The organism is Phyllobacterium sp. SYP-B3895, from assembly GCF_009647635.1.
Taxonomy (GTDB): domain Bacteria; phylum Pseudomonadota; class Alphaproteobacteria; order Rhizobiales; family Rhizobiaceae; genus Phyllobacterium; species Phyllobacterium pellucidum.
On sequence record NZ_WJIG01000001.1, the window covers coordinates 192,867 to 216,785 of the forward strand.

A 23,919-nucleotide genomic window follows, 5' to 3' on the forward strand; every position below is an offset into this window, starting at 1 on the left:
TTCAGCCCTATATAGTCCCATTCCTCTGCGAGTTCATCTCCCGCACGCCAATCAGGCTGTTCGTGCCCGTGTCGATGATTCGTACATTGATAATGTCGCCGATTCGACCGCCGTGTACATCGATAATTACAGGTTGTAACCAGGGAGATCGTCCGACCATCTGTCCGGGCAGGCGGCCGGCCTTTTCGATCAGAACATCCATGTTTTTGCCGATGAGGCTGCGCTGAAACGCATATTGCTGTTCCGTGAGGAGGTTCTGCAACCGCTGCAACCGTTCATCCTTGACGCTTTCCTCGACATGATCCTCCATGTCGGCGCCAGGCGTGCCCGGGCGGGGCGAATATTTGAACGAATAGGCGGCAGCGTATGTCACGTCGCGTACGATCTGCATCGTCGCCTCGAAATCTTCTTCGGTCTCCCCGGGGAAGCCGACGATGAAATCGCCCGATAGGGCAATATCCGGCCGTGCCTGGCGGATACGCTCGATAAGCCGCAAATAGTCCTCGCCCGTGTGCTTGCGGTTCATGGCCTTGAGGATGCGATCTGAGCCCGACTGAACCGGAAGATGCAGATAAGGCATCAGCATATCGAGATCGCGGTGCGCCTCGATCAGGGTATCATCCATGTCGCGCGGGTGGCTGGTTACATAGCGCAGGCGGGCAATGCCGGGAATTTCGGCAAGGCGGTAGAGAAGTTCGCCAAGTCCCCATTCGCGCCCATCGGCGCCTTCGCCATGCCAGGCATTCACATTTTGCCCGAGGAGCGTCAGTTCGCGCACGCCCGCATCGGCAAGTTTCTCGGCTTCCTTCACAATCTGGGCGACCGGCCGCGACACTTCCGAGCCGCGCGTGTAGGGCACGACGCAAAAGGTGCAGAACTTGTCGCAACCTTCCTGGACCGTGAGGAAAGCGGTCACGCCGCGGCTTCGGGTCTGCTCCTTGTGCGGCGCCGGCAAGTGGTCGAATTTGTCCTCGATTGCGTACTCGGTCTCGACAACGCGCTCGCCCTGGCGCACGCGCGCCAGCGCCTGCGGCAGCCGGTGATAGGTTTGCGGTCCGACCACCAGATCGACGACCGGTGCACGGCGGGTGATTTCGTTGCCCTCCGCCTGCGCGACGCATCCCGCGACCCCGACGGTCAATTCGCGGCCTTCCCTGGCGCGCGCATCCTTCATCTTGCGCAGCCGCCCGAGCGCCGAGTAAAGCTTTTCCGAAGCTTTCTCGCGAATGTGGCAGGTGTTGATGAGCACCAGATCGGCGTCTTCGGCGCTGTCGGTCTGGCTATAACCCTCGGCGGCAAGGCTGTCGGCCATTCGCTGGCTGTCGTAGACGTTCATCTGGCAGCCGTAGGTCTTCACAAAGACCTTGCGCGTGTTCGGCTGCGCCGGCGAATGCGTCGTTGCTCCGGAAGCGGTCTCCGGCTCGTGATTGATACTGATATCGTCCATGGGCGAGGCTTCTAGCCGTTTTTCGCCGCCTTGAGAATAGGCTCGGCGTTGCTTTCCGACGCGTCGAGGTAGTCGCGCCCCATTAGCGAGGTGTGTACCATGGCGCGCACGCGCTCTTCAGCTGTTCGCGCCAATGCCTTGCGGTCGCTCTTGGCATCGATCACCACCGGCTCGCCGAACCAGACATCGACATCGACCGCGCCTTCCTTCAGGAGGCCTATGAGGCTCGGACCAAGTGCGACATCGCCCGGCCACGCGACAATTGGACGATGGGTGCGGCCCATCGGCATGCCATGGATGCGCGTATAGGCGATGGCCACGGGTTGCACGGTCACGGTTTCGGCATCGGTGTCGCGAATTGCCACCTGGGCGGCGCCGAAAAGCGAAGTCTTGAAGGGCAATACGCGGTTGCCATCGGATGTCGTACCCTCGGCGAAAAGCACCATGGCATCGCCCGCGGCAAGGCGCAGCGCGATTTCGCTCGCCTGATGGTGGGTCTTGCCGCGTTTCTCCCGCTCGATGAAGACAGTGCGTTGCAGCTTGGCGAGCATGCCGAAGAGCGGCCACTTCGCCACCTCTGCCTTCGCGATGAAGGCCATCTTGCGTAGCGAGCCGAGAATGACGATGTCGGTCCACGACGTATGATTGGCGGCCAGAAGCAGCGGACGGCCTTTTGCCATATCGCCATGAACATGGATGCGAAAGCCAAGCAGGCGGCATACGATGCGGTGAAACAGCATTGGGGTCCCGGCGCTCGGCCCGACACCTGTCTTTAGAAAGATGAACTGCGCCGGCACCAGCAGAATAATGGCGAGAACGAAGACGGTGGACGTCAGGGCGAAGCGTAACCAGGCCATTTCAACGTCCCGGCTTGAGATCGCGGCGCATCGTCAGGGCCGATGAGCGGCCGCTCGACGTTTCGTAATATCCCGGCCGCTTGCCGACCTGTTTGAAGCCGAGGCGGCGGTAAAGCGCAACGGCCGGGCCATTGAGTTCGTCGACTTCCAGAAAAAGCATGCTGGCGCGCGCATTGTGGAGATGGCGGAGGATCGCATCCATCAAGGCATGGCCAAGGCCCCGCCGCTGCGCCGCAGGCGCGACGGCAATCGTCAATATTTCGGCTTCATCCAGCACCAGGCGCGCGAGAACGAAGCCGCCCGGCTGGGCACGGCGATTGCCCTCCTCGCGGGCGACGAACCCAAACACATTCTCATCGACCAGGAGAGCGTGAAAATCTTCATCGCTCCAGGGCTGACGGAAGGTCAGCCCGTGAATATTCGCGATCGCGGCAGCGTCGGCGCGCGCGAGCGGCTCGATGACGAAACTGCGCGGACGCAGATTGTCGAACGGAAAGCCGATCATTCGGTTACCTTCCTCTGCATGACGAAACCCTGCTGCGGCTTGACGTCGAGCCCGCGCAGATAAAGCGGCTTCGGCGCATCTGCCGGTGGCTCGCCCGCCGCGCCAAGGCGGGCAAAGGCTTCGATGCTTCCAGTCGCCGCCGTTGTTGCGACATCGAAGGGCTCATCCCGCCCCTCATTGACGAGCAGAGCGCCCGAGCCGGAAAGCACCATGTCACGCCCCGCCAATTCATCCAATATTGCCGGCAAATCCGTCACCAGCGGTTTAGATATTGCCACCCCGTCTTTGCCGTAGAATTGGGCATAGACCTCGTCGCGCCGGGCATCGATGATCGACAGGACCGGTCTTCCGGGAAACGCACGGGCGCCGTCGAATGCGAGCGCCTGCAAGGTGCTGATGCCGATAACCGGGCATTTAAGCACAAGCGCAAAGCCCCGTGCCGTCGAGACCCCCACCCGAACGCCAGTAAACGAACCGGGGCCGACGCTGACAGCAATCCTGCCGATGTCTGTAAGCTCGACGGCGGCACCATGCAAAGTCTGCTCAATTGCGCCCATTAGCCGCTCGGCATGGCCCTTGCCTATATCCTCGCTGTTCGAAGCCAGCACCACTCCCGTCTCGACATCGAAAACGGCAACGGAGCACAGATTGGCAGCGGTATCGAGCGCAAGCAATTTCATGCGCCTTCGCCTAAACAAGAATCAGCCAGCAAACAAGTGGGCGTGGTGCGTGCATTCCTTCATTCGCTGCGAGGTCAGGTCAGTCAGGTCAGATTTGCGTCAAGCTGCATTTCCACCGCGAGTCTTGCCAAGCGCTTATCTCTTGTCCATATCGCGGCTCCGGGCGTCAGCCGCACCGCTGCAAGCAAGTGGGCGTCGACATATCCAACGCCACGGCCGTAAATTCCTTCTTTTTCGACGAATCCCAGAACCTCCGCGTCATTGGCGACCTCTGCTCGAGGCAGTTCCAGGAGCGCGTTCAGTGTCGCTGCTCGGGCCCTCGACTGACCAAGGAGCACGTTCACCAATAATCGGCCCAAATGGACGTGTCGACGAGACACATCAGTCAGGTGAGTGGTCGGGTCGGCGGCGAGGCGTAATATCTAGATCGGGCATGCTTCCGCCGAGGCGAGCAAGGCGTCGCGTGCTTTCCCGCTCAATTAGGGCGCGAAGCGCTTCGCGAACCAAGGCTGACTTCTCATTTAACCCAGTATAGGCTTGGGCTTTTGCAATCAGTTCGTCGTCCAAAGCAATTGTCGTTCGCATCCTTGCCTCCAGAAGGCGCATTATCAGCACCAAATGATGCCGCAAACAATGCCTCACTACGGCGGCCCGTTCCCTGACAATATCTGCGCTGCGCCGCGCATGCCGTTGCGAAATGCATCGTCGAAGCCAACGCCTTTGATCTGCCAGCGGAAGGGCGTGCCACGATAGTCTATACGCCAATCGGCGATCCATCCGAGTGCGGAATCGCTCCAGCGCAGATCGCCGGCAAGCGCGACATCGCCCCCGGCATTGCGCGCCGCGGCATCGAACACAGAAAGGTCGGCGCTCGGCAGGGTCTCGGCGTTCAGTTCGTACTTTGTGAGTTGCGCAACAGTCGGCAACGCCACGGGCAAGCCGACCTTCCGGGCGGCCGCTGCCAGCGAACTGCGCATATCCGGTTCCTTCGAACCATCCTCAGCGAGCGCGAAACTTTCCTTTCGTCCGACAACATCGAGAAAGACAACGATACGCGGGCGCGGATCAAGCCAGGCTTTTCGTCCGAGCGAGTGCAACAGCGCATCGATCCTGGCCGGATCGAAACTGACGGTCAGGTCATGCGGGCGGTCATAGGTACCTTGCTCGTCATGGATCGGCACGCCGGACATGCGGTCGCGATATTGATAGGTCGCGACGAACTGCGCCGCTTGTTGTTTCAGCGCCGTGACCTTGGGGTCGCCCATCAGCCGTGGGTCGCCAGAGACCTTGACGAGCACATCCTCGAAAGTCTGCGCGAGCCCGATTGACCTGCTGGCTTCGCCCTGCCCCGAAACGACTGCGCTTGCCTGATAAAGATCACCGCTGGCGGCAAGCACCGCACCGCAAGCGAGCATGACCGTCAGGAGCAGGCCGATCGGGCTCCACTGGCGAAACATCGCGGCCACCACCCTCCATATTTTTCGGTATTCTGTCAGGAAATGGGGCAGCTCCCAGTCGAAACGGTGAAGGTCTTTGATGCGAGTTCGCTGCCCGCCAGGTCTCGCAGCGAAATCGTCCAGCGGCCAGGCACCAGCTCGAAATTTTCTTCAAACACCCAGCCGGCGTAGCGGCGGGCGAGGATGGCACTGTCCGGCCAACTGCTGTGTTCCATCGCCCGGCCGTCCGGGGTCCGGATGAGCGGATGATCCACCACGACCTTAATCGGAACCACTGACGCCTCGCCCGTATAGGCCGCCCGATAGATAATACCGAAGCTCGTTCCGATACAGGCGTGAATTTCGTTCGCTCGCGTCACATCGACCGGTCCTTCGACGAGGCGATTGATGCCCGTCGGCGTATCCGGCGAAACCTCGGAACCAACCTCTTTTGCTGCGGTCAGGCCCCAATCGACAATCTCGATAACAGGTTCTTCCACCGCCCCAACCGGTCCGGCCATCAAAACGATGGCCCCAGCAAGCAAGACGCGGCGGAAAGTTTCCATCGTTTCCCGTCTATGCCGCCTTTGCCTTGGCTTTCAGTTCGAGGCGGCGACGATGCAAGACCGGTTCCGTATAACCGTTCGGCTGTTCGCGGCCCTTGAAGACGAGGTCGCAGGCGGCCTGGAATGCCACGGATCCATCAAAATCGGCGGCCATCGGCCGATAATGCGGGTCTCCAGCATTTTGTTCATCAACGATCGCGGCCATGCGCTTCAGCGTGTCGAGCACCTGCTTTTCGCTGGCAACGCCGTGGTGCAGCCAGTTGGCGATGTGCTGCGCGGATATGCGCAGCGTCGCACGGTCTTCCATCAGGCCGACATTATTGATGTCAGGCACCTTCGAGCAGCCGACGCCCTGGTCCACCCAGCGCACGACATAGCCGAGGATGCCCTGGGCATTGTTGTCGAGTTCGTGCTGGATGTCTTCCGGCGTCCAGTTCGGCCGCGATGCGACCGGAACCGAGAGGATGTCACTGAGCTTTGCCCGCGCGCGCTGCTTCAGTTTGGCCTGAACCTCGGCCACATTGACCTTGTGATAGTGGGTCGCGTGCAGCGTCGCTGCGGTCGGCGACGGCACCCAGGCGGTATTTGCACCGGCCTTCGGATGCGCGATCTTCTGCTCGAGCATGGCGGCCATGAGGTCGGGCATGGCCCACATGCCCTTGCCGATCTGCGCATGGCCGGAGAGGCCGCATTCGAGACCGACATCGACGTTCCAATTCTCATAGGCGCTAATCCAGGACGCTTGCTTCATGTCGCCCTTGCGGATCATCGGGCCCGCCTCCATGGAGGTGTGTATTTCATCACCTGTGCGGTCGAGGAAACCGGTATTGATGAACACGACGCGTTCCCTGGCGGCGCGGATCGCCTCCTTGAGGTTCACCGTGGTGCGACGTTCCTCGTCCATAATGCCCATCTTGATCGTATTCGGTTGAAGGCCAAGCAGCGCTTCGACGCGGCCGAACAATTCCGCCGCAAACGCGACTTCTTCCGGTCCGTGCATCTTCGGCTTGACCACATAGATCGAGCCGGCACGGGAATTCATGTGGCGACCGTCCTTGCCGATGTCATGCAGGGCAGCGAGCGTCGTGATCGCCGCATCCATTATGCCCTCGGGGACCTCGTTGCCGTCGCGGTCGAGGATGGCAGGGTTGGTCATCAGGTGCCCGACATTGCGGACAAGCATCAGCGAGCGGCCCGGCAATGCCAGCTTCTGACCGTCCGGCCCGATATATTCGCGGTCCGGGTTGAGCTTGCGTGTGACGGTCTTGCCGCCCTTCTCGAACGTATCGGAAAGGTCGCCGTTCATCAGGCCCAGCCAGTTGCGATAGACGACGACCTTGTCTTCCGCATCGACCGCGGCGACGGAATCCTCGCAGTCCTGAATCGTCGTTACCGCGGACTCGAGAACAACGTCGGCGATGTGCGCAGGGTCGGTCTTGCCGATGGTATGGTCGGCGTTGATGACGATCTCGACGTGGAGACCATTCTTGACGAGCAACACTGAAGTCGGGTTTGCGGGTTCGCCGCGATAGCCCGCGAATTGGGTAGCGTCGACGAGTTGCACCTTTTTGTCGTTTGCCGTCAGCACCAGCTTGCCGCCTTCGATGGCGAGGCCCGTGACATCGGCCCATTGTGCCCCCGCCAGCGGGGCGCTTTCATCAAGAAATGCTTTCGCCCATGCGATGACCTTCGTACCGCGCGCCGGATTAAATGCCGTGCCCTTCTCGGCTCCGCCATCGCCGGATATGGCGTCGGTTCCGTAAAGGGCATCATAGAGCGAGCCCCAACGCGCATTGGCGGCATTGAGAGCATAGCGCGCATTCATGACGGGTACGACCAACTGGGGACCGGCAATGACTGCGATTTCCGGATCGACATTATCCGTCGTCACCGTAAAGGCGCCACCTTCCGGCAGGAGGTAGCCGATTTCCTTGAGGAACGCCTCGTATTCCTCCTGGCTGTATCCGCTGTCGCGCTTTTCCTTGTAGAAGGCGTCGAGCTTCGCCTGGAATGCATCGCGCTTGGCCAGAAGTTCGCGGTTTTTTGGCGCAAGATCGCTGACGATCTGCTCAAAGCCGGCCCAGAACTTCGTCGCATCGACGCCCGTTCCCGGGATGGCCTCATCGACCACGAAGTCATAGAGGTCCTTCGCTACCTTCAAGCCATTGATTTCGATGCTTTCGCTCATGATCGGTTCCTCGTCTTTACGTGATCCTACCCTTGATCATATAGAAGCATTCCCCGTCAATTCATCAATAGTGCACAGGATTTGTGCCGTAGCGGATAAAATCAAACTTAATGCGCGATTCGGGGCCTGCCGGAAGCTGTCGCGATAAGCACCGCCTCGATGAATTTGCGCTGATCTTCGACTGTCGCGGCGCTGATGTCCCGTGAAACAACGATCTGGCCTTCATCCGTACCTGCTTGCAGGGCAAGGTCGGAAGCTTGTTGGCGCAAGACGGTTTCTGCGAAGGCGATAGCATCCTCCTCGAAGGGCAGATCCTTCAACACTTCGCCGGCCATCACCCGGAATACGCCCTCGGCCGGCTGGCTGACATGAGCCTCCACCGAAACCCGCACCTGACCGACGACGGCGCCGAGCGCATTGGCAACATCCGTATCGGTCGGGACAACGCACTCTGCTCCAAGCATGGCGCCGACGGCGGGGTAATAGACTGGCGCAGACGCGCCGAGACCAATAATCGGCCGGTCGATGGCTAGTTTGACACCGGCGATGCGCCCGTCGCCCGACAGCGCCCGCTGGACAAGGGGGCTCGCAGCCGTCTCGGGCCCGTCAAGCTCGTCTTCGGCAAAGGCCGTTTCCAGGACGACCTCGGACGAGCGCCGTATCAGGGCGTCATAGGTGCGATGCGCCACTTCCTCGGGCGTATCGCAGAGGGGGCGTCCGGCGCCATCCTTGCGCCGGGCATAAAGGATCGCACCGTAGCGCGCGGCATCCGCGTTCCAATTGTCCTGCAGGCCGAGCACGTGGCAGGCATCCGAAGGCGTAAAGCCGGCCACATGAACCAGACCGCGGGCCACAAGGCGATTGACGGTCGCGGCCTGTGATATCGAAGCGAGAAGCCGGTCGAGCGGCCGCGGCTCGCTGGTTATGCGCTCGTAAAGTTCAGCTTCGCTCTTGCTCAGGCCGGAAGCGAGTTGGGCGGGCACGCCGGTGCGCAGGGCGAAACGGCCATCGAGCCGCCCGACATTGGCCGCCTTGACCTGCCGCTCAAGGTGGGCAAGCACGCTCTCACCGTGGTTGGCTGCAAGCAGCGACAGCGGCACCAGCCTGCGCGGTCCAAGCTTGATGCTCGGTGCCATGGCATTATCGTCGAGCGACACTTCGGAATCGCCGCCGAGGCCGAAGGTGCGCATCGCCACGGCTTCCACCATCGTGCGAAAGCCGCCGACCGTAGCGCCATTCGGATCGAGCCGTGGACGGCCCTTGTCAAGCACGGCGACGTCCGTTGTCGTGCCGCCAATGTCCGAAACGATGGCGTTGTCGAGACCGGTCATATGACGCGCCCCGACCAGGCTGGCAGCGGGGCCGGAGAGGATAGTCTCGATCGGACGGTGGCGCGCAAAGGCCGCAGTGACGAGTGCGCCGTCACCACGGACCACCATCAAGGGGGCGTGGATGCCGCTGCGGTCGAGAAACCCTTCCGTCGCTGCCACGAGCCGGTCGATCATGGCGATCAGGCGTGCGTTGAGGACCGTCGTGAGCGCACGGCGCGGTCCATTCAGCTTGGCGGAGAGTTCATGGCTGCAGGTGACGGGGAGTCCGGTCACGTTGCGGATAAGATCGCGCACGGCAATCTCATGCTCGGGATTGCGAACCGCAAAATAGGCGCAGATGGCGAATCCCGTCACTTCACGGGCGAGGTTCGGCAGTGCCTCGGAAAGAGCAGCCGTATCGAGCAGTTGCGGCCTGCCATAGACATCGTGACCGCCGGGGACGAAGACGACCGGGTCGGAACCGAGCGCGGTCTTGAGGTCCGCCTTTTCGAGATCCGCTTGCGAGAACCCGATCATGACAAGGGCGATGCGCCCCCCTTGCCCTTCGACGAGCGCATTGGTTGCGAGCGTCGTCGACATGGAGACGAGGCGAATATCCGCTGGGCGGATCGCGGTTTCATCAACGATACGCTCGACGGCGCCGGCAATGCCGACGCTGAGATCATGCCGCGTCGTCAGCGCCTTGGCTTTCGCGATAACGCCATCCCTTTCCGACCACAGCACCGCATCCGTATAGGTGCCGCCCGTGTCGATGCCGAGAAAGATTGCCGTTTCAGTGGTGTCTGCCATGATATCCTGCCTTGTTCGAGGCAGGGTTAGCGCATGATGTCGGCAAGAGCTAGCGTCATTCCGACCAGATGCTGACGCATCGGCGCGGTTGAACCTTTTACGCGGAACCTGTTCAATCAAAAGACGTTTCGTCGGGCACAAGGGGATAGTCGATGGCATCACAATCGGGAACACATGCCGGTTCGAAAAAAGTGATCTATGCCGCCATCCTTGGCAATCTCCTGATCGCAGCAACAAAGTTCATCGCCGCCTTCTTCACCGGAAGTTCCGCCATGCTGTCGGAGGGCGTTCACTCCCTTGTCGATACGGGCAATGGTGCCTTGCTACTCTATGGCTTGCGCCGCGCAGCGCGACCTGCGGACAAGTCGCATCCTTTCGGGCATGGGCGTGAGCTCTATTTCTGGAGCTTTATTGTGGCGCTCCTGGTTTTCGCCGTCGGCGCCGGCGTTTCCTTCTACGAAGGCGTCATCCATATCATGCGGCCGGAACCGGTCGCCAATCCAATCGTGAACTACGTCGTCATCGGCCTTGCGATGATCTTTGAAGGCGCGTCGTGGTTCGTGGCACTCAAGGAATTCCGGACGATGAAGGGCAAACTCGGCTATGTCGAGGCTGTGCAGGAAAGCAAGGATCCGAGCGTCTTCACGGTGCTGTTCGAGGATACGGCCGCGCTGCTAGGACTGATCATCGCACTTGTTGCGATTTCGGCGGCGCAGATATTCGACATGCCGGCACTCGATGGCGTGGGCTCCATCGGCATCTCCATCATTCTCGCAGCGACGGCGATATTTCTCGCCCGCGAAAGCAAGGGCCTGCTCATGGGCGAGGCAGCGCTTCCCGAGGTGGAACAGCAGATTCTCGATCTTGCCAACAAGGATCCGGACATCCAGAAGGCAAACGGCGTATTGACGGTCCATATGGGTCCGAAGCAGATCGTCGCCGGACTGAGCGTCGAGTTCGAGGACCATATCCAGGCTCCGCAGATCGAAGCCTGCGTCGAACGGCTCGAGGCGGCATTGAAAACCGCCAATCCCGATATCGTCACATTGTTCGTCAAGCCGCAAACGGCAAGAACATGGGAAGTTCGGCGCAAGAAGATCGAGGCGGCTTAAGCCGTCACCCCGCCTTTCTTCTATTCCTCGCCGTCGACGACGCGCAGGCGCAATTGCCCGGTTGACGAAGCGGCGGCACGGCTGGGCTCGGTCTCCTTCGTGGGCGCCTCCGCAAATTCGAGCGCCTCGATCTTCTGGCCGCGCCTCGTGACCTTGCTCGAAGAGACAAGAATGTCATCGATATCCTTGTTCGCCTGGCCGAAATGCGTCTGCAGGCGGCGCACGCGGTCGTCGAGGCGGCCGACATCTTCCATCAGCCGGATCACCTCGCCCTGGATGAGATGCGCCTGTTCGCGCATGCGCACATCCTTGAGGACGGCCTGGATGACCTGGATCGAAAGCATCAGCAGCGAAGGCGAAACGATGACGATGCGCGAGCGATGGGCCTTCTGCACCACACCTTCGAAGTTCTCGTGAATCTCGGCGAAAATCGATTCCGACGGCACGAAGAGAAACGCCGTATCCTGGGTTTCGCCGTTGATCAGATATTTCTCCCCAACGTCGCGAATGTGAATCTCAACGTCACGGCGGAACTGCGCAAGAGCAACCTTCTTGGCTTCCGGGTTGTCGGCCTGGCGAATGGCGTTCCAGGCTTCCAGCGGAAACTTGGCATCGATCACGAGGTTCGGCGCTCCATTGGGCATGTGGACCACGCAGTCGGGCCGGCTGCCATTGGAAAGCGTCGCCTGGAACTCATAGGCGCCCTGCGGAAGGCCGTCGGCGATGATCGCCTCCATGCGCGCCTGCCCGAAAGCGCCGCGGGTCTGCTTGTTGGCGAGAATGGCCTGCAACTGTACGACCTGGCCGGCCAGCGCCTGGATATTGTTCTGCGCCGTATCGATGACCGCGAGCCGCTCCTGCAGTTTCGCAAGATTCTCGTGGGTGGAACGGGTCTGCTCGGTCATCGTCTGCCCGATGCGGCTGGTCATACCGTCAAGGCGTTCGCGGATCGACTGGTTGAGTTCGGCCTGCCGCGAGCCGAAGAGTTCAGCCATCGTCTGCATACGGCCCTGCATTTCCGCCTGGCTCTTGAGAATCTCGCCCATGCGGAACTCGGCGTCGCGGGCGCGGTCCTCGGCCTGGAGTTCGGCAGTCAGCCGTATCTTCGACGAACGCCACAGGACGATAAGCGCGAGCAACACGGCGCCGCCCGCAACCACAGCCCCGGCAATGAGCGCCGAACCCAGCGAAATTGAGCTCGCACCGAGATGGATAAGTGTTTGATCGAATGAAATTGATGTTTCCATACGAACCAGACTAGCCGATTCGGGCGACAAATGTGAGATCAAAACGAGAACATTTTTGCAAATGGATTTTGCGTCGGATTGACGGTTTATGGATGAACTATTAGGTGATGTTGCATGTCTATCAAACCACTTGTCATTCTTCCTGATCCGCTGCTGCGTCAGGTTTCAAAACCAGTCGAACGCTTCGATGCGGATTTGCGCAAGTTCGCCACCGATATGCTCGACACCATGTATGACGCACCGGGTATCGGCCTTGCAGCGATCCAGATCGGCGAGCCCCTCCGCATGCTCGTTATCGACCTTGCCAAGGAAGACGAGCCCAAAGCGCCGCAGACGTTCATCAATCCGCAGATTCTCTCATCGAGCGAACAGCGCAATGTCTACGAAGAAGGCTGCCTCTCGATCCCGGACTATTATGCCGAGGTAGAGCGGCCGGCGGAGGTACGCATTGCCTATTTCGATCTCGACGGCAAGGCGCAGGAAGTAGCCGCAGACGGGCTTCTTGCCACCTGCCTGCAGCATGAGATCGACCATCTCAACGGCATCCTGTTCATCGACCATATTTCCCGCCTGAAGCGCGAGATGGTCGTCAAGAAATTCAAGAAGCTCGCCAAGGATCGTCCGCCGAGCCGGCTGGCGGTGTAGGCGATGAGTTTGCGCATCGTTTTCATGGGAACGCCGGACTTCGCCGTCCCCATTCTCACCGCCTTGATCGGCCAGGGTCACGAGATTGTTGCAGTCTACAGCCAGCCGCCGCGCCCCGCGGGGCGCAGGGGTCTGGAACTCACGCCCTCGCCGGTCCAGCGCAACGCCGAACAGTTCGGCATCGAGGTGCGGACGCCCACAAGCCTCAAAAGCGAAGAAGAGCAGCAAGCCTTTCGCGACCTCAACGCCGATGTTGCGATCGTCGTCGCCTATGGGCTGATCCTGCCGCGCGCAATCCTCGATGGCACGCGGCTTGGCTGCTACAACGGTCACGCCTCGCTCTTGCCCCGCTGGCGCGGCGCCGCGCCGATTCAGCGGGCAATCATGGCCGGAGATCTCGAAACCGGGATCATGATCATGAAGATGGACGAGGGTCTCGATACCGGACCTGTCGCCATGGTCGAGAAAGTCAAGATCACCGCCGATATGACGGCGGGCGAATTGCACGACCAGTTGAGCGCGGCAGGGGCGGATTTGATGGTGCGCGCCATGGCCGCGCTTGAACGGGACAGCCTCACGCTTACGCCGCAAGCGGAAGACGGCGTCACCTATGCGTCCAAGATCACCAAAGCCGAAACACGCATCGACTGGAGCGAACCGGCGATCGACGTTCACAACCGTATTCGCGGGCTTGCGCCCTTTCCCGGCACCTGGTGCGAGATGGAGATCGGCGGCTCGCTGGAGCGCATCAAGCTGCTCCGCTCGGTACTTGCGACCGGCGTCGGCGATGCGGGCACGGTGCTCGACGATAGCCTGCGCATCGCCTGCGGCGAAGGCGCGGTGCGGCTGCGTTCGCTGCAGCGGGCCGGCGGCAAGGTCATGGACAGTATCGAATTCCAGCGGGGCGCCAAGATCGCCCAGCGCACACGGCTGCCATGAGCGGCGTCGCGGTGCGACCTGCACGGCCTGAAGACCATCCGGCTATCTCCACGCTGCTGAACGCCGCCTTTGGCGGTGCGGAGGAAGCCGAACTCGTGGACAACCTTCGCGGCGCCGGCGACGTGGTCCTCGAACTGGTGGCCTTAGCGGGTGACGCGATTGTCGGTCAAATCCTGTTTTCCCGCCTCACCGTGGGCGATGATTTCGATGCTGTCGCACTCGCACCACTCGCGGTCCTCCCCGCAAATCAGCGCCATGGTGTAGGTACAGCGCTGGTAAGGGCGGCCCATGATCAACTCCAGGCCAGCGGCGAAAGCCTTTCCATCGTCCTTGGCGATACTGCCTATTACGGACGTTTCGGCTACACGCATGCACGTGCCGCCGGCTACGACAGCACCTATCAGGGCGAGCATTTGCAGGCGCTGGCGTTTCGTGAGGCGCCGATATCGGGCGCTCTGACCTACGCGCCCGCGTTCGGAGCGCTCTGATGCCCCGCTACAAGCTTCTGGTCGAATATGACGGGACGCCCTATGCGGGCTGGCAGCGGCAGGAAAACGGCCATACGGTGCAGGCGGCTATCGAACAGGCAATCTTCAATTTTTGCGGCGATACGATTTCACTGGGGGCGGCGGGTCGCACCGACTCGGGCGTGCACGCCTGCGCTCAGGTCGCGCATGCCGATCTTACCAAGAACTGGAGTAGTTCGAAAATCCGCGAGGCGCTTAACGCCCATCTCGTCATTGCCGGCGAGGCTGTCAGCATTCTCAATGTCGAACTCGTCGGCGATGGCTTCGATGCGCGCTTCTCGGCAACGGGCCGCCACTATCTTTATCGAATCATCAACCGCCGCCCCCCTGCCCCGCTGGAGGCGCATCGCGCGTGGTGGGTGAAAAAGCCGCTCGATGTCGAGGCCATGCACGACGCGGCGCTGCGCCTGATCGGCACGCATGACTTCACCACGTTTCGCGCGACGCAGTGCCAGTCGAAAAGCCCGGTAAAAACGCTGGACCGCCTCGACGTAACGCGCAATGGGGAGATCATCGAGATCAGGGCGTCGGCGCGCTCGTTCCTGCACAACCAGATCCGTTCTTTCGCGGGAACGCTCAACGAAGTGGGATGCGGGCGCTGGGACGCGGACGATGTGAGCGCGGCGCTCGAAGCCCGCGACCGCAGGGCCTGCGGTCCGGTTGCGCCGCCCTACGGGCTCTATCTCATTGGTGTCGACTACCCGATCGTAACGGGGTCCGGCAGGGAAATGCCAAGCGCACCCTGAAGCAGGATCATCACGAAAAGCGAACCGACCATCAGGACCACGAAAAACGCCGCCGTATAGGCGTGTGATCGTTTCAGGGCGATGTGCGTGAGACGGTAGGTCAGGAACATGATGCCCGCATAGAGCAAAAGGCTGATCGCAGTGGTGAAGCCCGGCCAATCCGGCACAATCACCCGCACCAAAGTGGCTGGTACCATGAGCCAGGCGCCAATTGCCGTTCCCCAGTTGCTGGCGACGACATAGGGGCTGAAGCGCTTGCTGAGACCGAGCCGGCGCGCACTGAAAGCAAGAACGACAAGAGGCGCGACCCAGGCGGCGAGATCGACAAAGGCGACGCGGCCCATGATCGAGAAGCGGTTTCCGGTTTCGGGCCGCAGCGCAATCATATCGTTGGCGAAGATGATCCAGCCAAGGATGAGCGGGGGCAGCGAGATCGTTATGGCGTGAAAGGATTGCCAGAAGCCGTCTTCGGAAAAATCGAGCATGTCGAGGCCGTCGGCATGACCGTTCATCATCCGCCATGCGCCCCACAAATATTGCTGAGTTTCATCGAAATCCGGCATTGTCACTCATGCTCTACGCAAGAAAATCCTCGATGAAGCGTTCATATATTTGGGTGAGCGTTTCAAGATCGGCAATGTCTACCCTTTCGTCAACCATGTGCATGGTTTTGCCGACAAGTCCAAACTCGACGACAGGGCAATAGTCCTTGATGAAACGCGCGTCGGACGTGCCGCCGGACGTTGAAAGTTGCGGGCGCCGGCCGATGACCGCTTCGACAGACTTCGTCAGCGTGCCGACGAGTTTGTCGTCGTGGGTCAGGAACACGTGGCTCGGCCGGTCGCGCCAGGTCAACTCGTAGTTCACCGGCGTTTTCCGCCCGGGGCGCAGCTTGCGCCGTCCGGCGGCACGGTCGAGCCGGTTGTGGATCTCGGCCATCAGCGATTCGTCGGTCCAGCTATCGTTGTAGCGGATGTTGAACGTTGCCGTCGCTTTGGCCGGTATGACATTGACCGCAGGATTACCGACATCCATCGTCGTGACTTCCAGATTGGTCGCCTGGAAATCCTTGGTGCCCTTGTCGAGCGCGGGATAAAGCAGGCTGTCGAGCAAGGTGACGAGGCCCCGCACCGGATTGTCGGCGAGGTGCGGATAGGCTGCGTGACCCTGAACGCCGTTTACGGTTATCGTGCCGGAGAGCGAGCCGCGTCTTCCGATCTTTATCATGTCGCCGAGCTTGTCGGGATTGGTGGGCTCGCCGACGATCGCGGCATCCCAGCTTTCGCCCTTGGCCTTTGCCCATTCGAGAAGCTTGCCGGTCCCGTTGATCGACGGGCCCTCCTCGTCGCCGGTGATCAGAAACGAAATCGACCCCTTGAGGCTGCCGTGCTTCGTGATGTGACGCGCGACGGCAGCGGTGAAACAGGCGACCCCGCCCTTCATGTCGACAGCGCCGCGGCCATACATCTGGCCATTGTGAATGGCGGCGGAAAAGGGCGGGAACTTCCACGCCGCCTCGTCGCCGACAGGCACCACATCCGTATGTCCCGCGAACATCAGATGGGGGCCATTGCCTGAACGTCTCGCATAAAGATTCTCGACGTCGGGCGTGCCCTCCTCGCTGAAAACCGGTCTCTCGACCGAAAAACCGAGGGGCGCAAGCATGGATTCAAGAGCAGTCAGCGCACCGGCCTCGGCGGGCGTTACCGACGGGCAAGTGATGAGCTGGGCGAGGTTTTGTACGGGATCTGTCGCGGATTTCATGCAAGAAGCGATAATGGAAAAGGATAGGCCTGTCACCTACTACTGCGGCGCGTGCCGGGGCACTGCGGTTCCCGGCATCGGGCGCTGGATTGAAGCACCCGCATCTGTTTAAATGCCGCGACCGATGAACCGGGAACAGCAACATGACCGAAAACGAAAGCCGTATCGTCATCGCTGGAGCCGGATCGATAGGGTGCTATGTCGGTGGTTGCCTCGCCGCTGCCGACAAGAACGTGGTTTTTCTTGTACGGCCAAGGGTCGATGAAGCGCTTCGCCAAGGGGGCCTCCGCATCGTCGATCTCGACGGAACCGAGCGCCTTGTCAGCCCGGAGAAGCTTCAGCTTGCAGTCGATCCTGCCGCGGCCTTTGCGTCGGCCGAGATTATTCTCGTCACAGTCAAGAGCGGCGCGACTGAAGAGATGGCAAAGCTGATTGCCGCGCACGCCCCTTCCAGCGCCGTCGTTGTAAGCCTGCAGAACGGCGTCGACAACGCAAAGGTGCTGCGACGCACCCTCCCCAAGGGTTTCACCGTCGCTGCGGGCATGGTTCCCTTCAACGTCGTGCAATCGGAACCAGGAGAGGTGCCGCTCACTGTCCGGCGGACCACGGAAGGCACGATTCTCATTGATGACAAGCCCGGAGACCTTGCCGATGAACTCTCAGTCCCCGGTCTTAAGGTCGCAAATGACGAAGACATGCAGGGCGTTCTCTGGGGCAAGCTGTTGATGAACCTCAACAACGCAGCCAATGCCCTGTCGAACCTCCCGCTTGCGGCCGAGCTGTCCGATCGAAACTGGCGCCGGCTGCTGGCTGACCAGATGAACGAAGGCATCAAGGTGCTCAAGGCCCATGGGATCGCGCCGGCAAAGATACAGGGCCTCCCGCCGGCGCTCCTGCCGTGGATATTGCGCCTGCCGGACTTCCTCTTCGGGATTCTCGCACGGAAAATGCTGAGCGTGGGACCACACGCGCGATCCTCCATGTGGGAGGACCTGTCACGCGGGCGCCCGACCGAGATCGACTACCTGCAAGGCGTGATTCTTCGACTGGCGCAGGATAAGAAAATCGACGTCCCCCTGACGCGCCGGATTATCGCCCGTATCAGGGAGGCGGAGGGCAAGCCGCTCCGCTCTCACACGGTCGAGGAAATCCGCAACGCGCCTGTGTGAGTGGATCAGTCGCGCAACAATTCGTTGATCGACGTCTTCGAGCGGGTCTGTTCGTCGACCCGCTTGACGATGACGGCGCAGTAGAGGCTCGGACCAGGCTGGCCATTGGGGAAAGGCTTGCCGGGAAGCGAGCCGGCGACGACCACCGAATAGGGCGGCACTTCGCCGTAGAAGATTTCGCCCGTTGCACGGTCGATAATCTTCGTCGACTTCCCGATGAAAACGCCCATGCCGAGGACAGAGCCTTCGCGAACGATGCAGCCCTCGACCACTTCGGAGCGGGCGCCGATGAAGCAATTATCCTCGATGATGGTCGGACCGGCCTGCATGGGCTCGAGCACGCCGCCAATGCCGACGCCACCCGATAGATGCACGTGCTTGCCGATCTGCGCGCACGAACCGACGCCGGCCCAGGTGTCAACCATTGTTCCCTCGCCGACATAGGCGCCGAGGTTGACGAAGGATGGCATCAGGATCGCGCCCGGCGCGATATAGGCCGAGCGGCGGACGATGGCGTTGGGCACCGTCCTGATGCCCGCCTTGGCGAACTCCGTCGCACCCCAGCCGTCAAACTTCGACGGCACCTTGTCCCACCAGACAGCACCGCCCGGGGCTCCTTCGATGATCCCCATTGGATTGAGACGAAACGACAGAAGGACTGCCTTTTTCAGCCACTGATTGACTTTCCAGTTTCCGTCAGCCTGTTTCTCAGCGACCCGAGCCTCGCCGCCGTCGAGCAGGAGAAGCGCTGCCTCGACAGCGTCGCGAACTTCGCCACGCGTATCGGTATTGATGGCATCGCGTTCATCGAAGGCCTTCTCGATGGTCATTTCGAGGCTGGTGAGGTCAGGCTTGGACATTTGCAGGTCACTCCATTACACGGGCGGTTTAATTTAAGTCTGTGAGAGGGTCAATCTCACCATTACCATGCTGGACCGCGAAAGAATGTCTCAGAACGTCATAAGTGTCCGCACGAGGAGAAGCCGAATTGAACACCGATGAAAAAGACAGCTGGACACCGTTCTCTCATTCTTCCGAAGCGGTACGCCGTGTCGAGACTGCGCCGGAAACGCCGCAGACCCTGTCCAGCACATATAAGCTGGCCTTCGCCGATCCGGAATTCATGACGCGGCGCGAGTTGCGTGCCGTGCGCCTGCAGCTCGAACTGTTGAAGCCGGAAATGGCGCTCGCCGAGCGCGGCATCCGCTCGACCGTGGTCCTGTTCGGCGGAGCGCGCATCCCCGAACCCGGCGGCGCCGCCTGGGCAGCGAAGAACGCGACCCAGAAAAAGAACCTCGAGGCCAATTCACGCTATTACGCCGAGGCGCGCAAGTTCGCCGAACTCTGCTCTACCTATTCGTCAACGACCTATTATCGCGAGTTCGTCGTCGTCACCGGTGGCGGTCCCGGCGTGATGGAAGCGGGCAACCGCGGTGCATCGGATGTCGGCGCGCCGACGATCGGACTCAATATCGTCCTGCCGCACGAGCAGACGCCGAACCCCTATGTATCGCCGGATCTGTGCTTCAATTTCCATTACTTCGCCATTCGCAAGATGCACTTTTTGATGCGGGCGAAGGCCATGGCGATATTTCCCGGCGGTTTCGGAACCATGGATGAAACCTTTGAAACCCTCACGCTCATTCAGACCGGACGCATGGAACGCATCCCGCTTCTGCTCTTCGGCAAGTCTTTCTGGGAGAAGGCGATCAATTTCGACTTCCTCGCCGAGCAAGGCGTGATCTCGCCATCGGATCGCGAACTCATCACCTTCGTCGATACCGCCGAGGAAGCCTGGGATGTGATCCAGGCCTTCTACAAGCTGGATTGACGCCTCAGACCGGCTCGCTCCTCTTGACCTGCCTTGGCAGGATCGCGTCGAGGAATGCGGCAAGTTCATCGGTCACGTAATCGACGTGGTCGGTGTTGCCGGGATCGCGCTCCCATATCTCGGAATAGGTCGGTTCGAAATTATGCGGAACGATGAGGACCGTGGTCATGCCGAGCGCCTTCGGCACGACGAGGTTGCGCGCCAGATCCTCGAACATGACGCAGCTGGCGGCGTCGATCTTGTGCATCGCCAGGAACCGATCATAGGTCTCGCGCGCCGGTTTGGGTGTCAGCTCCGCTGCCCTGATGTCGAAAATATCATCGAACTGCTCGAGCACACCGAGCTGGCGCGCTGCGCGTTCAGCGTGGCCCCGGTCGCCATTGGTGAAGATGAATTTCCGTCCCGGTAACTGCTTGATCGCCGTGGAGAGCGAGGGATCCGGCACGAGCCACGAATAATCGATGTCGTGGACCTTTTGCAGAAAATCATCGGGATCGATATCGTAGCGGTCCATCAAGCCTTTGAGCGTCGTTCCATATTCCTTGTAGAATCGCTTCTGAAGATCGCGTGCATCCGTATGCGAAAGCTTCAGCAGATCAGCGACATAGCCTGTCATCTTGACATCGATTTGCGAAAAGAGATTGGAATGATGCGGGTATAGCGTATTGTCCAGATCGAAGACCCAGTCCGTTATATGCGCAAAGTTTAATGGATCAGGCTGGTTTGTCATCCGGTACGGTTTCCGCTATTTATCTGCTCTGTTCATGCATCGATTTTATTAGTGCGTCTCATCAATAGACGAAAATGGTCGCAACTACGACCGATTTTAGATTTATCGCTTGCCCGCATTTTCCCCATTTCTTGTTTCATGCATTTTCCAGAGAAACGATGTCCAAAGTCATTTTCAAGTGCATATTGGTGACGATTGTCATGACTGCCTCCTGTGTGGTGATTACCAACGCGATCCACGTGGCGGTCCATTCGCCCGATAGCGTTACGAACCTTATCGCTGTTGTCTGCCCGGTTCTTGTCACGCCCCCAATGATCTATCTGTGCTTGCGCCAATCGGAAAAGTTGCGAGGAACGCTGAGCGAACTCAATCGCCTCATGCAGGAACTTGAAACAACGAATGCCCGTCTGTTCGAGGCATCCCTGCGCGACAACATGACAGGGCTTCTCAACCGTGAAACGTTCTTCGACCGGATGGAGGCTTTGCGCAGGCAGGGGCCAGGCTCCTTGCTGATCGTCGATGCCGACCACTTCAAGAAGATCAACGATAACCATGGACACTACACCGGTGACGCGGCGCTCATTGCTATTGCACAGTGCATATTGCGGTGTATCGGTGAAGATGACTGCGCCGGCCGTATCGGCGGCGAGGAGTTCGCCATATTCCTCGCGACGGCGGATGAAGCCGAGGTACGCGGCGTGGCCGAATGCATTCGCGCGGAGGTCTGCAGCCACGTATTGACATCGGCGGATGGCGCCGACGTTCCACTCAGCGTCAGCATTGGCGGCGTTGCCGGCGTTGCCGCCGGCACGGTCAAGGAACACTTCCGGACAGCCGACCGGCGGCTCTACGACGCCAAACGTCGCGGCCGCAATTGCGTCAGCGTGCGCTCGCCTGCCAAGAACAGCGCCTGAACGCGGCGCGCGCATCAGACCGTCGCGGGGTCAACCGGTTCTGCGTCCTTCCACCGCGAAATCAGCGCCGGCATGTCCGCCCTCTCGAAAGCGTCGCGAAGGGCGGCGAAGGATGGCAGCACAAAATAGGCTCGCTGAAACTTGTCGATCTCGTATCCTGTCCGCATAACCGTCTCGATGTCGAAGGGGACGTGGTGCGCATCGGGGCTCGTCACAGCGAACTGCAACTCACTGAAAGACGACATCAGCCCCGCGCCAAACGCTTTAACCGGGGCGCTTTCCTCTTGCATCAAGCCGAACTCGGCGGTGTACCAGTAGAGACGAGCGGCCAGTTGCTCGCCGCCCATCCGCGATGCTGCTCCACCCTTGACCCCGTACAGCTGCATGAAATCGGCAAATACGGGTTGGCTCAAGATAGGCACGTGGCCGAAGAAATCGTGAAACATATCGGGCTCGACGATGTAATCGAGTTCCTTCTTGCTGCGCAGCCAGTTGGTAACGGGAAAACGCTTGTTGGCGAGATGATCAAAGAACGGCTCGTTCGGGATGAGGCCCGGCACCGCTACGATCTCCCAGCCGGTCAACTTGCGCAGCCGGTCACTGACTTCGTGGAAATCCGGGATGCGATCCAGAAGGCCAAGCGCCTCCACGCCGTCGAGATAGCTGCGGTGCGCAAGCTTTTCCGTCAGCTTCGTCTGGCGATCGCACAGGGTGCGCCATACCTCCTGGTCTTCGTCCGAATAGTCATATTGCTGTTCGACCGTGAAGTCGACGTTGCACACCGTATAGTCGCCGCGCAGACCCAGCTCAGCGCATTCGCGCGCATAGGCTTCAACACTGATCGTCATGTTTTTCTCCTCCACCATGGATCCATGACGTGCAGGATACCTTGAGGATAAGAGAGGATTTGACCTAATCGTCTCAAAAATGCATGCTTTGAGGTGAGATTTGATCTTTTTTGGAGTAGATCGGGTGACATCACCTCAACTGAATGAGTTCGAGATTAAAATGCTGCAGATCCTCCAGGCCAACGGCCGGGTTGCCATCACTGATCTGGCGCAGATGATCGGGCTGTCCGCGACACCGTGCGCGCGGCGTTTCGAGCATCTCCAGGAGAGCGGCGTGATCAAGGGTTTCGCAGCGACGATAGACCGCCGCGCCATCGGGCTCATGGTCGAGGTGTTCATCCAGGTCCGCCTCAATACGCACAGCGACGACTCGCCCGAGCGCTTCGTCGGAGAGATTCAACGCATGGACGAAGTGTCGTCATGCTGGACGATGACGGGCGAACACGATTTTCTGCTGCATGTCATGGTACCGACGGTCGACGATCTCAACGATTTCGTCATGCATCGGCTGATGCGGCTGAAGGGCGTGCGCGACGTGCACACACAACTCGTCCTCCAGAACATCAAGGGGCCGGGAAAGATCCCGCTCGAACACCTGAAGCGGTGATCAGGGAACGATCAGCGTGCCGGCGCCGCGCTCGGTGAAAAGTTCGAGCAGAACCGAATGCGGCGTCTTGCCATTGAGGATGACGACGCCTTCGACGCCGCGCGTTATGGCATCGATGCAGGTTTCGACCTTGGGAATCATACCGCCCGAAATCGTGCCATCCTTGATGAGCGCGCGCGCCTGGCCGACCGAAAGCTCCTTGATAAGCTCCTTGTTGGCGTCGAGCACGCCAGGAACATCGGTGAGGAACAGGAGGCGCGAGGCTTTCAGCGCGCCGGCGATGGCTCCCGCGAAAGTATCCGCATTGATGTTATAGGTATGCCCGTCGCGCCCCGGAGCGACGGGTGCGATCACCGGGATCATCTCGGAACGCGCCAGAAGGTCGAGCAGCGTGCGGTCGATCTCCACCGGTTCGCCGACGAAGCCCAGATCGACGATTTTTTCAATGTTGGAGTCGGGATCGATAACGGTCTTCTTGGCCTTCTCCGCGAAGACCATGTTGCCGTCCTTGCCGCACAGGCCGATTGCCCATTCACCTTCGGCGTTGATGAGCGCCACGATCTCCTTGTTGATCGAGCCCGCAAGGACCATCTCGACAATCTCGAGGGTCTTTTCGTCGGTAACGCGCAAACCGCCTTCGAACTTCGATTCGATTCCCATGCGCGCCAGCATCGAAGCAATTTGCGGTCCGCCGCCATGAACGACGATGGGATTGATGCCCGATTGTTTCAGCAAGGCTATGTCCCGCGCGAACGCCTTGCCCAGTGCGGCATCGCCCATGGCATGGCCGCCATATTTCACGACGACGGTCTTGTTTTCATAGCGCTGCATATAGGGAAGAGCAGCCGAAAGCAGATTTGCCTGGATTTCGGCGGTTTGGTCGTCGGGCGTCAGGGACATGCGCGGGCTCCGGCTTTGGAAGGTCGTGGGGTTCTTAGCGCCAAAGGCGATCCCGGGCAAACATGATTTCGGCTTGCCGCCAAGGTTTTTGCCCGAAGCCATTGACAGTGTGCCGCACCGCCGGATTTAAATCATGCAACC

Annotated in this window: 25 protein-coding genes; 9 read left to right on the forward strand and 16 right to left on the reverse strand. The window is 60.3% G+C overall.

The genetic code is table 11. From position 1 onward, the window contains the following. Positions 1-7: 7 nt before the first annotated feature. The 9 genes from miaB to GF108_RS00995 all read right to left on the reverse strand — a co-directional run bounded on the left by miaB (position 8) and on the right by GF108_RS00995 (position 9,799). Positions 8-1,447: a tRNA (N6-isopentenyl adenosine(37)-C2)-methylthiotransferase MiaB gene (gene miaB / locus GF108_RS00955; RefSeq protein WP_153666511.1), complete on the reverse strand. Its 1,440-nt coding sequence runs from the start codon at positions 1,445-1,447 to the stop codon at positions 8-10. A gap of 11 nt (positions 1,448-1,458) precedes the next feature. Next, a complete protein-coding gene (locus tag GF108_RS00960; RefSeq protein ID WP_153666512.1) occupies positions 1,459-2,304 on the reverse strand; it encodes a 1-acyl-sn-glycerol-3-phosphate acyltransferase in 846 nt (281 codons plus the stop codon). A 1-nt stretch (position 2,305) separates the two neighbouring features. Further along, the gene (gene rimI, locus GF108_RS00965; RefSeq protein WP_027230489.1) at positions 2,306-2,809 is read right to left on the reverse strand and encodes a ribosomal protein S18-alanine N-acetyltransferase; all 504 of its coding nucleotides are present in this window, start codon (positions 2,807-2,809) and stop codon (positions 2,306-2,308) included. Then, entirely contained in the window at positions 2,806-3,489 is a 684-nt protein-coding gene (tsaB, locus tag GF108_RS00970; RefSeq protein WP_153666513.1) for a tRNA (adenosine(37)-N6)-threonylcarbamoyltransferase complex dimerization subunit type 1 TsaB, read from the reverse strand. Before tsaB ends, rimI begins: the two co-directional genes overlap by 4 nt. 381 nt (positions 3,490-3,870) lie before the next feature. Next, positions 3,871-4,074, reverse strand: coding sequence for a type II toxin-antitoxin system VapB family antitoxin (locus GF108_RS00975; RefSeq protein ID WP_153666514.1), 204 nt, complete (start codon positions 4,072-4,074; stop codon positions 3,871-3,873). Between the two features lie 56 nt (positions 4,075-4,130). Continuing rightward, positions 4,131-4,946, reverse strand: coding sequence for a DUF2066 domain-containing protein (locus GF108_RS00980; protein WP_172982541.1), 816 nt, complete (start codon positions 4,944-4,946; stop codon positions 4,131-4,133). Positions 4,947-4,981: 35 nt separating this feature from the next. Next, the gene (locus GF108_RS00985; RefSeq protein ID WP_153666516.1) at positions 4,982-5,491 is read right to left on the reverse strand and encodes a DUF3859 domain-containing protein; all 510 of its coding nucleotides are present in this window, start codon (positions 5,489-5,491) and stop codon (positions 4,982-4,984) included. A 10-nt stretch (positions 5,492-5,501) separates the two neighbouring features. Continuing rightward, positions 5,502-7,679, reverse strand: a complete 2,178-nt coding sequence (locus GF108_RS00990; RefSeq protein WP_153666517.1) for a malate synthase G — start codon at positions 7,677-7,679, stop codon at positions 5,502-5,504. Positions 7,680-7,786: 107 nt separating this feature from the next. After that, positions 7,787-9,799, reverse strand: a complete 2,013-nt coding sequence (locus tag GF108_RS00995) for a hydantoinase/oxoprolinase N-terminal domain-containing protein (protein WP_153666518.1) — start codon at positions 9,797-9,799, stop codon at positions 7,787-7,789. Positions 9,800-9,951: 152 nt separating this feature from the next. On the opposite strand from GF108_RS00995, the gene GF108_RS01000 reads away from it, so the two are divergent. Next, positions 9,952-10,911: a cation diffusion facilitator family transporter gene (locus GF108_RS01000; RefSeq protein WP_027230495.1), complete on the forward strand. Its 960-nt coding sequence runs from the start codon at positions 9,952-9,954 to the stop codon at positions 10,909-10,911. Between the two features lie 20 nt (positions 10,912-10,931). Here GF108_RS01000 and GF108_RS01005 read toward each other — a convergent pair whose 3' ends face one another. Continuing rightward, on the reverse strand, positions 10,932-12,158 hold the full coding sequence (locus tag GF108_RS01005; RefSeq protein WP_153666519.1) for a DNA recombination protein RmuC: 1,227 nt from the start codon (positions 12,156-12,158) through the stop codon (positions 10,932-10,934). Positions 12,159-12,272: 114 nt separating this feature from the next. Between GF108_RS01005 and def the strand changes: the two genes are divergently transcribed. Genes def through truA form a run of 4 tightly spaced genes read left to right on the forward strand, consistent with a single transcriptional unit; the run spans position 12,273 to position 15,015 of the window. Continuing rightward, positions 12,273-12,803, forward strand: a complete 531-nt coding sequence (def, locus tag GF108_RS01010) for a peptide deformylase (protein ID WP_027230497.1) — start codon at positions 12,273-12,275, stop codon at positions 12,801-12,803. A 9-nt stretch (positions 12,804-12,812) separates the two neighbouring features. Continuing rightward, positions 12,813-13,742 carry a methionyl-tRNA formyltransferase gene (gene fmt / locus GF108_RS01015; protein ID WP_153667281.1) on the forward strand — a complete coding sequence of 310 codons (930 nt, stop codon included), beginning with the start codon at positions 12,813-12,815 and terminating at the stop codon, positions 13,740-13,742. Beyond that, positions 13,739-14,230, forward strand: a complete 492-nt coding sequence (locus GF108_RS01020) for a GNAT family N-acetyltransferase (RefSeq protein WP_153666520.1) — start codon at positions 13,739-13,741, stop codon at positions 14,228-14,230. Before fmt ends, GF108_RS01020 begins: the two co-directional genes overlap by 4 nt. Next, entirely contained in the window at positions 14,230-15,015 is a 786-nt protein-coding gene (gene truA / locus GF108_RS01025; protein ID WP_153666521.1) for a tRNA pseudouridine(38-40) synthase TruA, read from the forward strand. Before GF108_RS01020 ends, truA begins: the two co-directional genes overlap by 1 nt. Here truA and GF108_RS01030 read toward each other — a convergent pair. Together GF108_RS01030 and dapE are read right to left on the reverse strand one after the other, a co-directional pair. After that, entirely contained in the window at positions 14,967-15,578 is a 612-nt protein-coding gene (locus tag GF108_RS01030) for a hypothetical protein (protein WP_153666522.1), read from the reverse strand. The two genes, truA and GF108_RS01030, sit on opposite strands and share 49 nt — an antisense overlap. A gap of 13 nt (positions 15,579-15,591) precedes the next feature. Then, on the reverse strand, positions 15,592-16,779 hold the full coding sequence (gene dapE, locus GF108_RS01035; RefSeq protein WP_153666523.1) for a succinyl-diaminopimelate desuccinylase: 1,188 nt from the start codon (positions 16,777-16,779) through the stop codon (positions 15,592-15,594). A 143-nt stretch (positions 16,780-16,922) separates the two neighbouring features. Between dapE and GF108_RS01040 the strand changes: the two genes are divergently transcribed. Further along, entirely contained in the window at positions 16,923-17,948 is a 1,026-nt protein-coding gene (locus GF108_RS01040; protein ID WP_153666524.1) for a 2-dehydropantoate 2-reductase, read from the forward strand. Between the two features lie 5 nt (positions 17,949-17,953). Here GF108_RS01040 and dapD read toward each other — a convergent pair whose 3' ends face one another. Continuing rightward, positions 17,954-18,808 (reverse strand): 2,3,4,5-tetrahydropyridine-2,6-dicarboxylate N-succinyltransferase, encoded by an 855-nt coding sequence (gene dapD, locus GF108_RS01045; RefSeq protein ID WP_153666525.1) that lies wholly within the window; start codon positions 18,806-18,808, stop codon positions 17,954-17,956. A gap of 128 nt (positions 18,809-18,936) precedes the next feature. Between dapD and GF108_RS01050 the strand changes: the two genes are divergently transcribed. Then, a complete protein-coding gene (locus GF108_RS01050; protein ID WP_153666526.1) occupies positions 18,937-19,779 on the forward strand; it encodes an LOG family protein in 843 nt (280 codons plus the stop codon). 4 nt (positions 19,780-19,783) lie between these two features. Here GF108_RS01050 and GF108_RS01055 read toward each other — a convergent pair whose 3' ends face one another. Further along, a complete protein-coding gene (locus GF108_RS01055) occupies positions 19,784-20,509 on the reverse strand; it encodes a pyrimidine 5'-nucleotidase (protein ID WP_027230506.1) in 726 nt (241 codons plus the stop codon). 158 nt (positions 20,510-20,667) lie between these two features. Between GF108_RS01055 and GF108_RS01060 the strand changes: the two genes are divergently transcribed. Continuing rightward, positions 20,668-21,423 carry a GGDEF domain-containing protein gene (locus GF108_RS01060; protein ID WP_172982542.1) on the forward strand — a complete coding sequence of 252 codons (756 nt, stop codon included), beginning with the start codon at positions 20,668-20,670 and terminating at the stop codon, positions 21,421-21,423. A gap of 14 nt (positions 21,424-21,437) precedes the next feature. On the opposite strand, the gene phhA is transcribed toward GF108_RS01060, so the two are convergent. Further along, positions 21,438-22,271 carry a phenylalanine 4-monooxygenase gene (phhA, locus tag GF108_RS01065; protein WP_153666528.1) on the reverse strand — a complete coding sequence of 278 codons (834 nt, stop codon included), beginning with the start codon at positions 22,269-22,271 and terminating at the stop codon, positions 21,438-21,440. Between the two features lie 124 nt (positions 22,272-22,395). On the opposite strand from phhA, the gene GF108_RS01070 reads away from it, so the two are divergent. After that, positions 22,396-22,878 carry an Lrp/AsnC family transcriptional regulator gene (locus GF108_RS01070; RefSeq protein WP_370462042.1) on the forward strand — a complete coding sequence of 161 codons (483 nt, stop codon included), beginning with the start codon at positions 22,396-22,398 and terminating at the stop codon, positions 22,876-22,878. Here the strand turns inward: GF108_RS01070 and argB are convergent, their stop codons facing one another. Next, positions 22,879-23,778 (reverse strand): acetylglutamate kinase, encoded by a 900-nt coding sequence (gene argB, locus GF108_RS01075; protein WP_027230510.1) that lies wholly within the window; start codon positions 23,776-23,778, stop codon positions 22,879-22,881. Positions 23,779-23,919 lie beyond the last annotated feature (141 nt).

Coding starts and splice junctions, on each gene's coding strand:
- GF108_RS01060 (WP_172982542.1), top strand. CDS start 20,668: ATGTCCAAAGTCATTTTCAAGTGCATATTGGTGACGATTGTCATGACT.
- miaB (WP_153666511.1), bottom strand. CDS start 1,447: ATGGACGATATCAGTATCAATCACGAGCCGGAGACCGCTTCCGGAGCA.
- phhA (WP_153666528.1), bottom strand. CDS start 22,271: ATGACGATCAGTGTTGAAGCCTATGCGCGCGAATGCGCTGAGCTGGGT.
- argB (WP_027230510.1), bottom strand. CDS start 23,778: ATGTCCCTGACGCCCGACGACCAAACCGCCGAAATCCAGGCAAATCTG.
- rimI (WP_027230489.1), bottom strand. CDS start 2,809: ATGATCGGCTTTCCGTTCGACAATCTGCGTCCGCGCAGTTTCGTCATC.
- GF108_RS01000 (WP_027230495.1), top strand. CDS start 9,952: ATGGCATCACAATCGGGAACACATGCCGGTTCGAAAAAAGTGATCTAT.
- GF108_RS00960 (WP_153666512.1), bottom strand. CDS start 2,304: ATGGCCTGGTTACGCTTCGCCCTGACGTCCACCGTCTTCGTTCTCGCC.
- GF108_RS00980 (WP_172982541.1), bottom strand. CDS start 4,946: ATGTTTCGCCAGTGGAGCCCGATCGGCCTGCTCCTGACGGTCATGCTC.
- GF108_RS01005 (WP_153666519.1), bottom strand. CDS start 12,158: ATGGAAACATCAATTTCATTCGATCAAACACTTATCCATCTCGGTGCG.
- truA (WP_153666521.1), top strand. CDS start 14,230: ATGCCCCGCTACAAGCTTCTGGTCGAATATGACGGGACGCCCTATGCG.
- GF108_RS00985 (WP_153666516.1), bottom strand. CDS start 5,491: ATGGAAACTTTCCGCCGCGTCTTGCTTGCTGGGGCCATCGTTTTGATG.
- GF108_RS00975 (WP_153666514.1), bottom strand. CDS start 4,074: ATGCGAACGACAATTGCTTTGGACGACGAACTGATTGCAAAAGCCCAA.
- GF108_RS01020 (WP_153666520.1), top strand. CDS start 13,739: ATGAGCGGCGTCGCGGTGCGACCTGCACGGCCTGAAGACCATCCGGCT.
- GF108_RS01040 (WP_153666524.1), top strand. CDS start 16,923: ATGACCGAAAACGAAAGCCGTATCGTCATCGCTGGAGCCGGATCGATA.
- def (WP_027230497.1), top strand. CDS start 12,273: ATGTCTATCAAACCACTTGTCATTCTTCCTGATCCGCTGCTGCGTCAG.
- tsaB (WP_153666513.1), bottom strand. CDS start 3,489: ATGAAATTGCTTGCGCTCGATACCGCTGCCAATCTGTGCTCCGTTGCC.
- dapD (WP_153666525.1), bottom strand. CDS start 18,808: ATGTCCAAGCCTGACCTCACCAGCCTCGAAATGACCATCGAGAAGGCC.
- dapE (WP_153666523.1), bottom strand. CDS start 16,779: ATGAAATCCGCGACAGATCCCGTACAAAACCTCGCCCAGCTCATCACT.
- GF108_RS01030 (WP_153666522.1), bottom strand. CDS start 15,578: ATGCCGGATTTCGATGAAACTCAGCAATATTTGTGGGGCGCATGGCGG.
- GF108_RS01055 (WP_027230506.1), bottom strand. CDS start 20,509: ATGACAAACCAGCCTGATCCATTAAACTTTGCGCATATAACGGACTGG.
- GF108_RS00995 (WP_153666518.1), bottom strand. CDS start 9,799: ATGGCAGACACCACTGAAACGGCAATCTTTCTCGGCATCGACACGGGC.
- GF108_RS00990 (WP_153666517.1), bottom strand. CDS start 7,679: ATGAGCGAAAGCATCGAAATCAATGGCTTGAAGGTAGCGAAGGACCTC.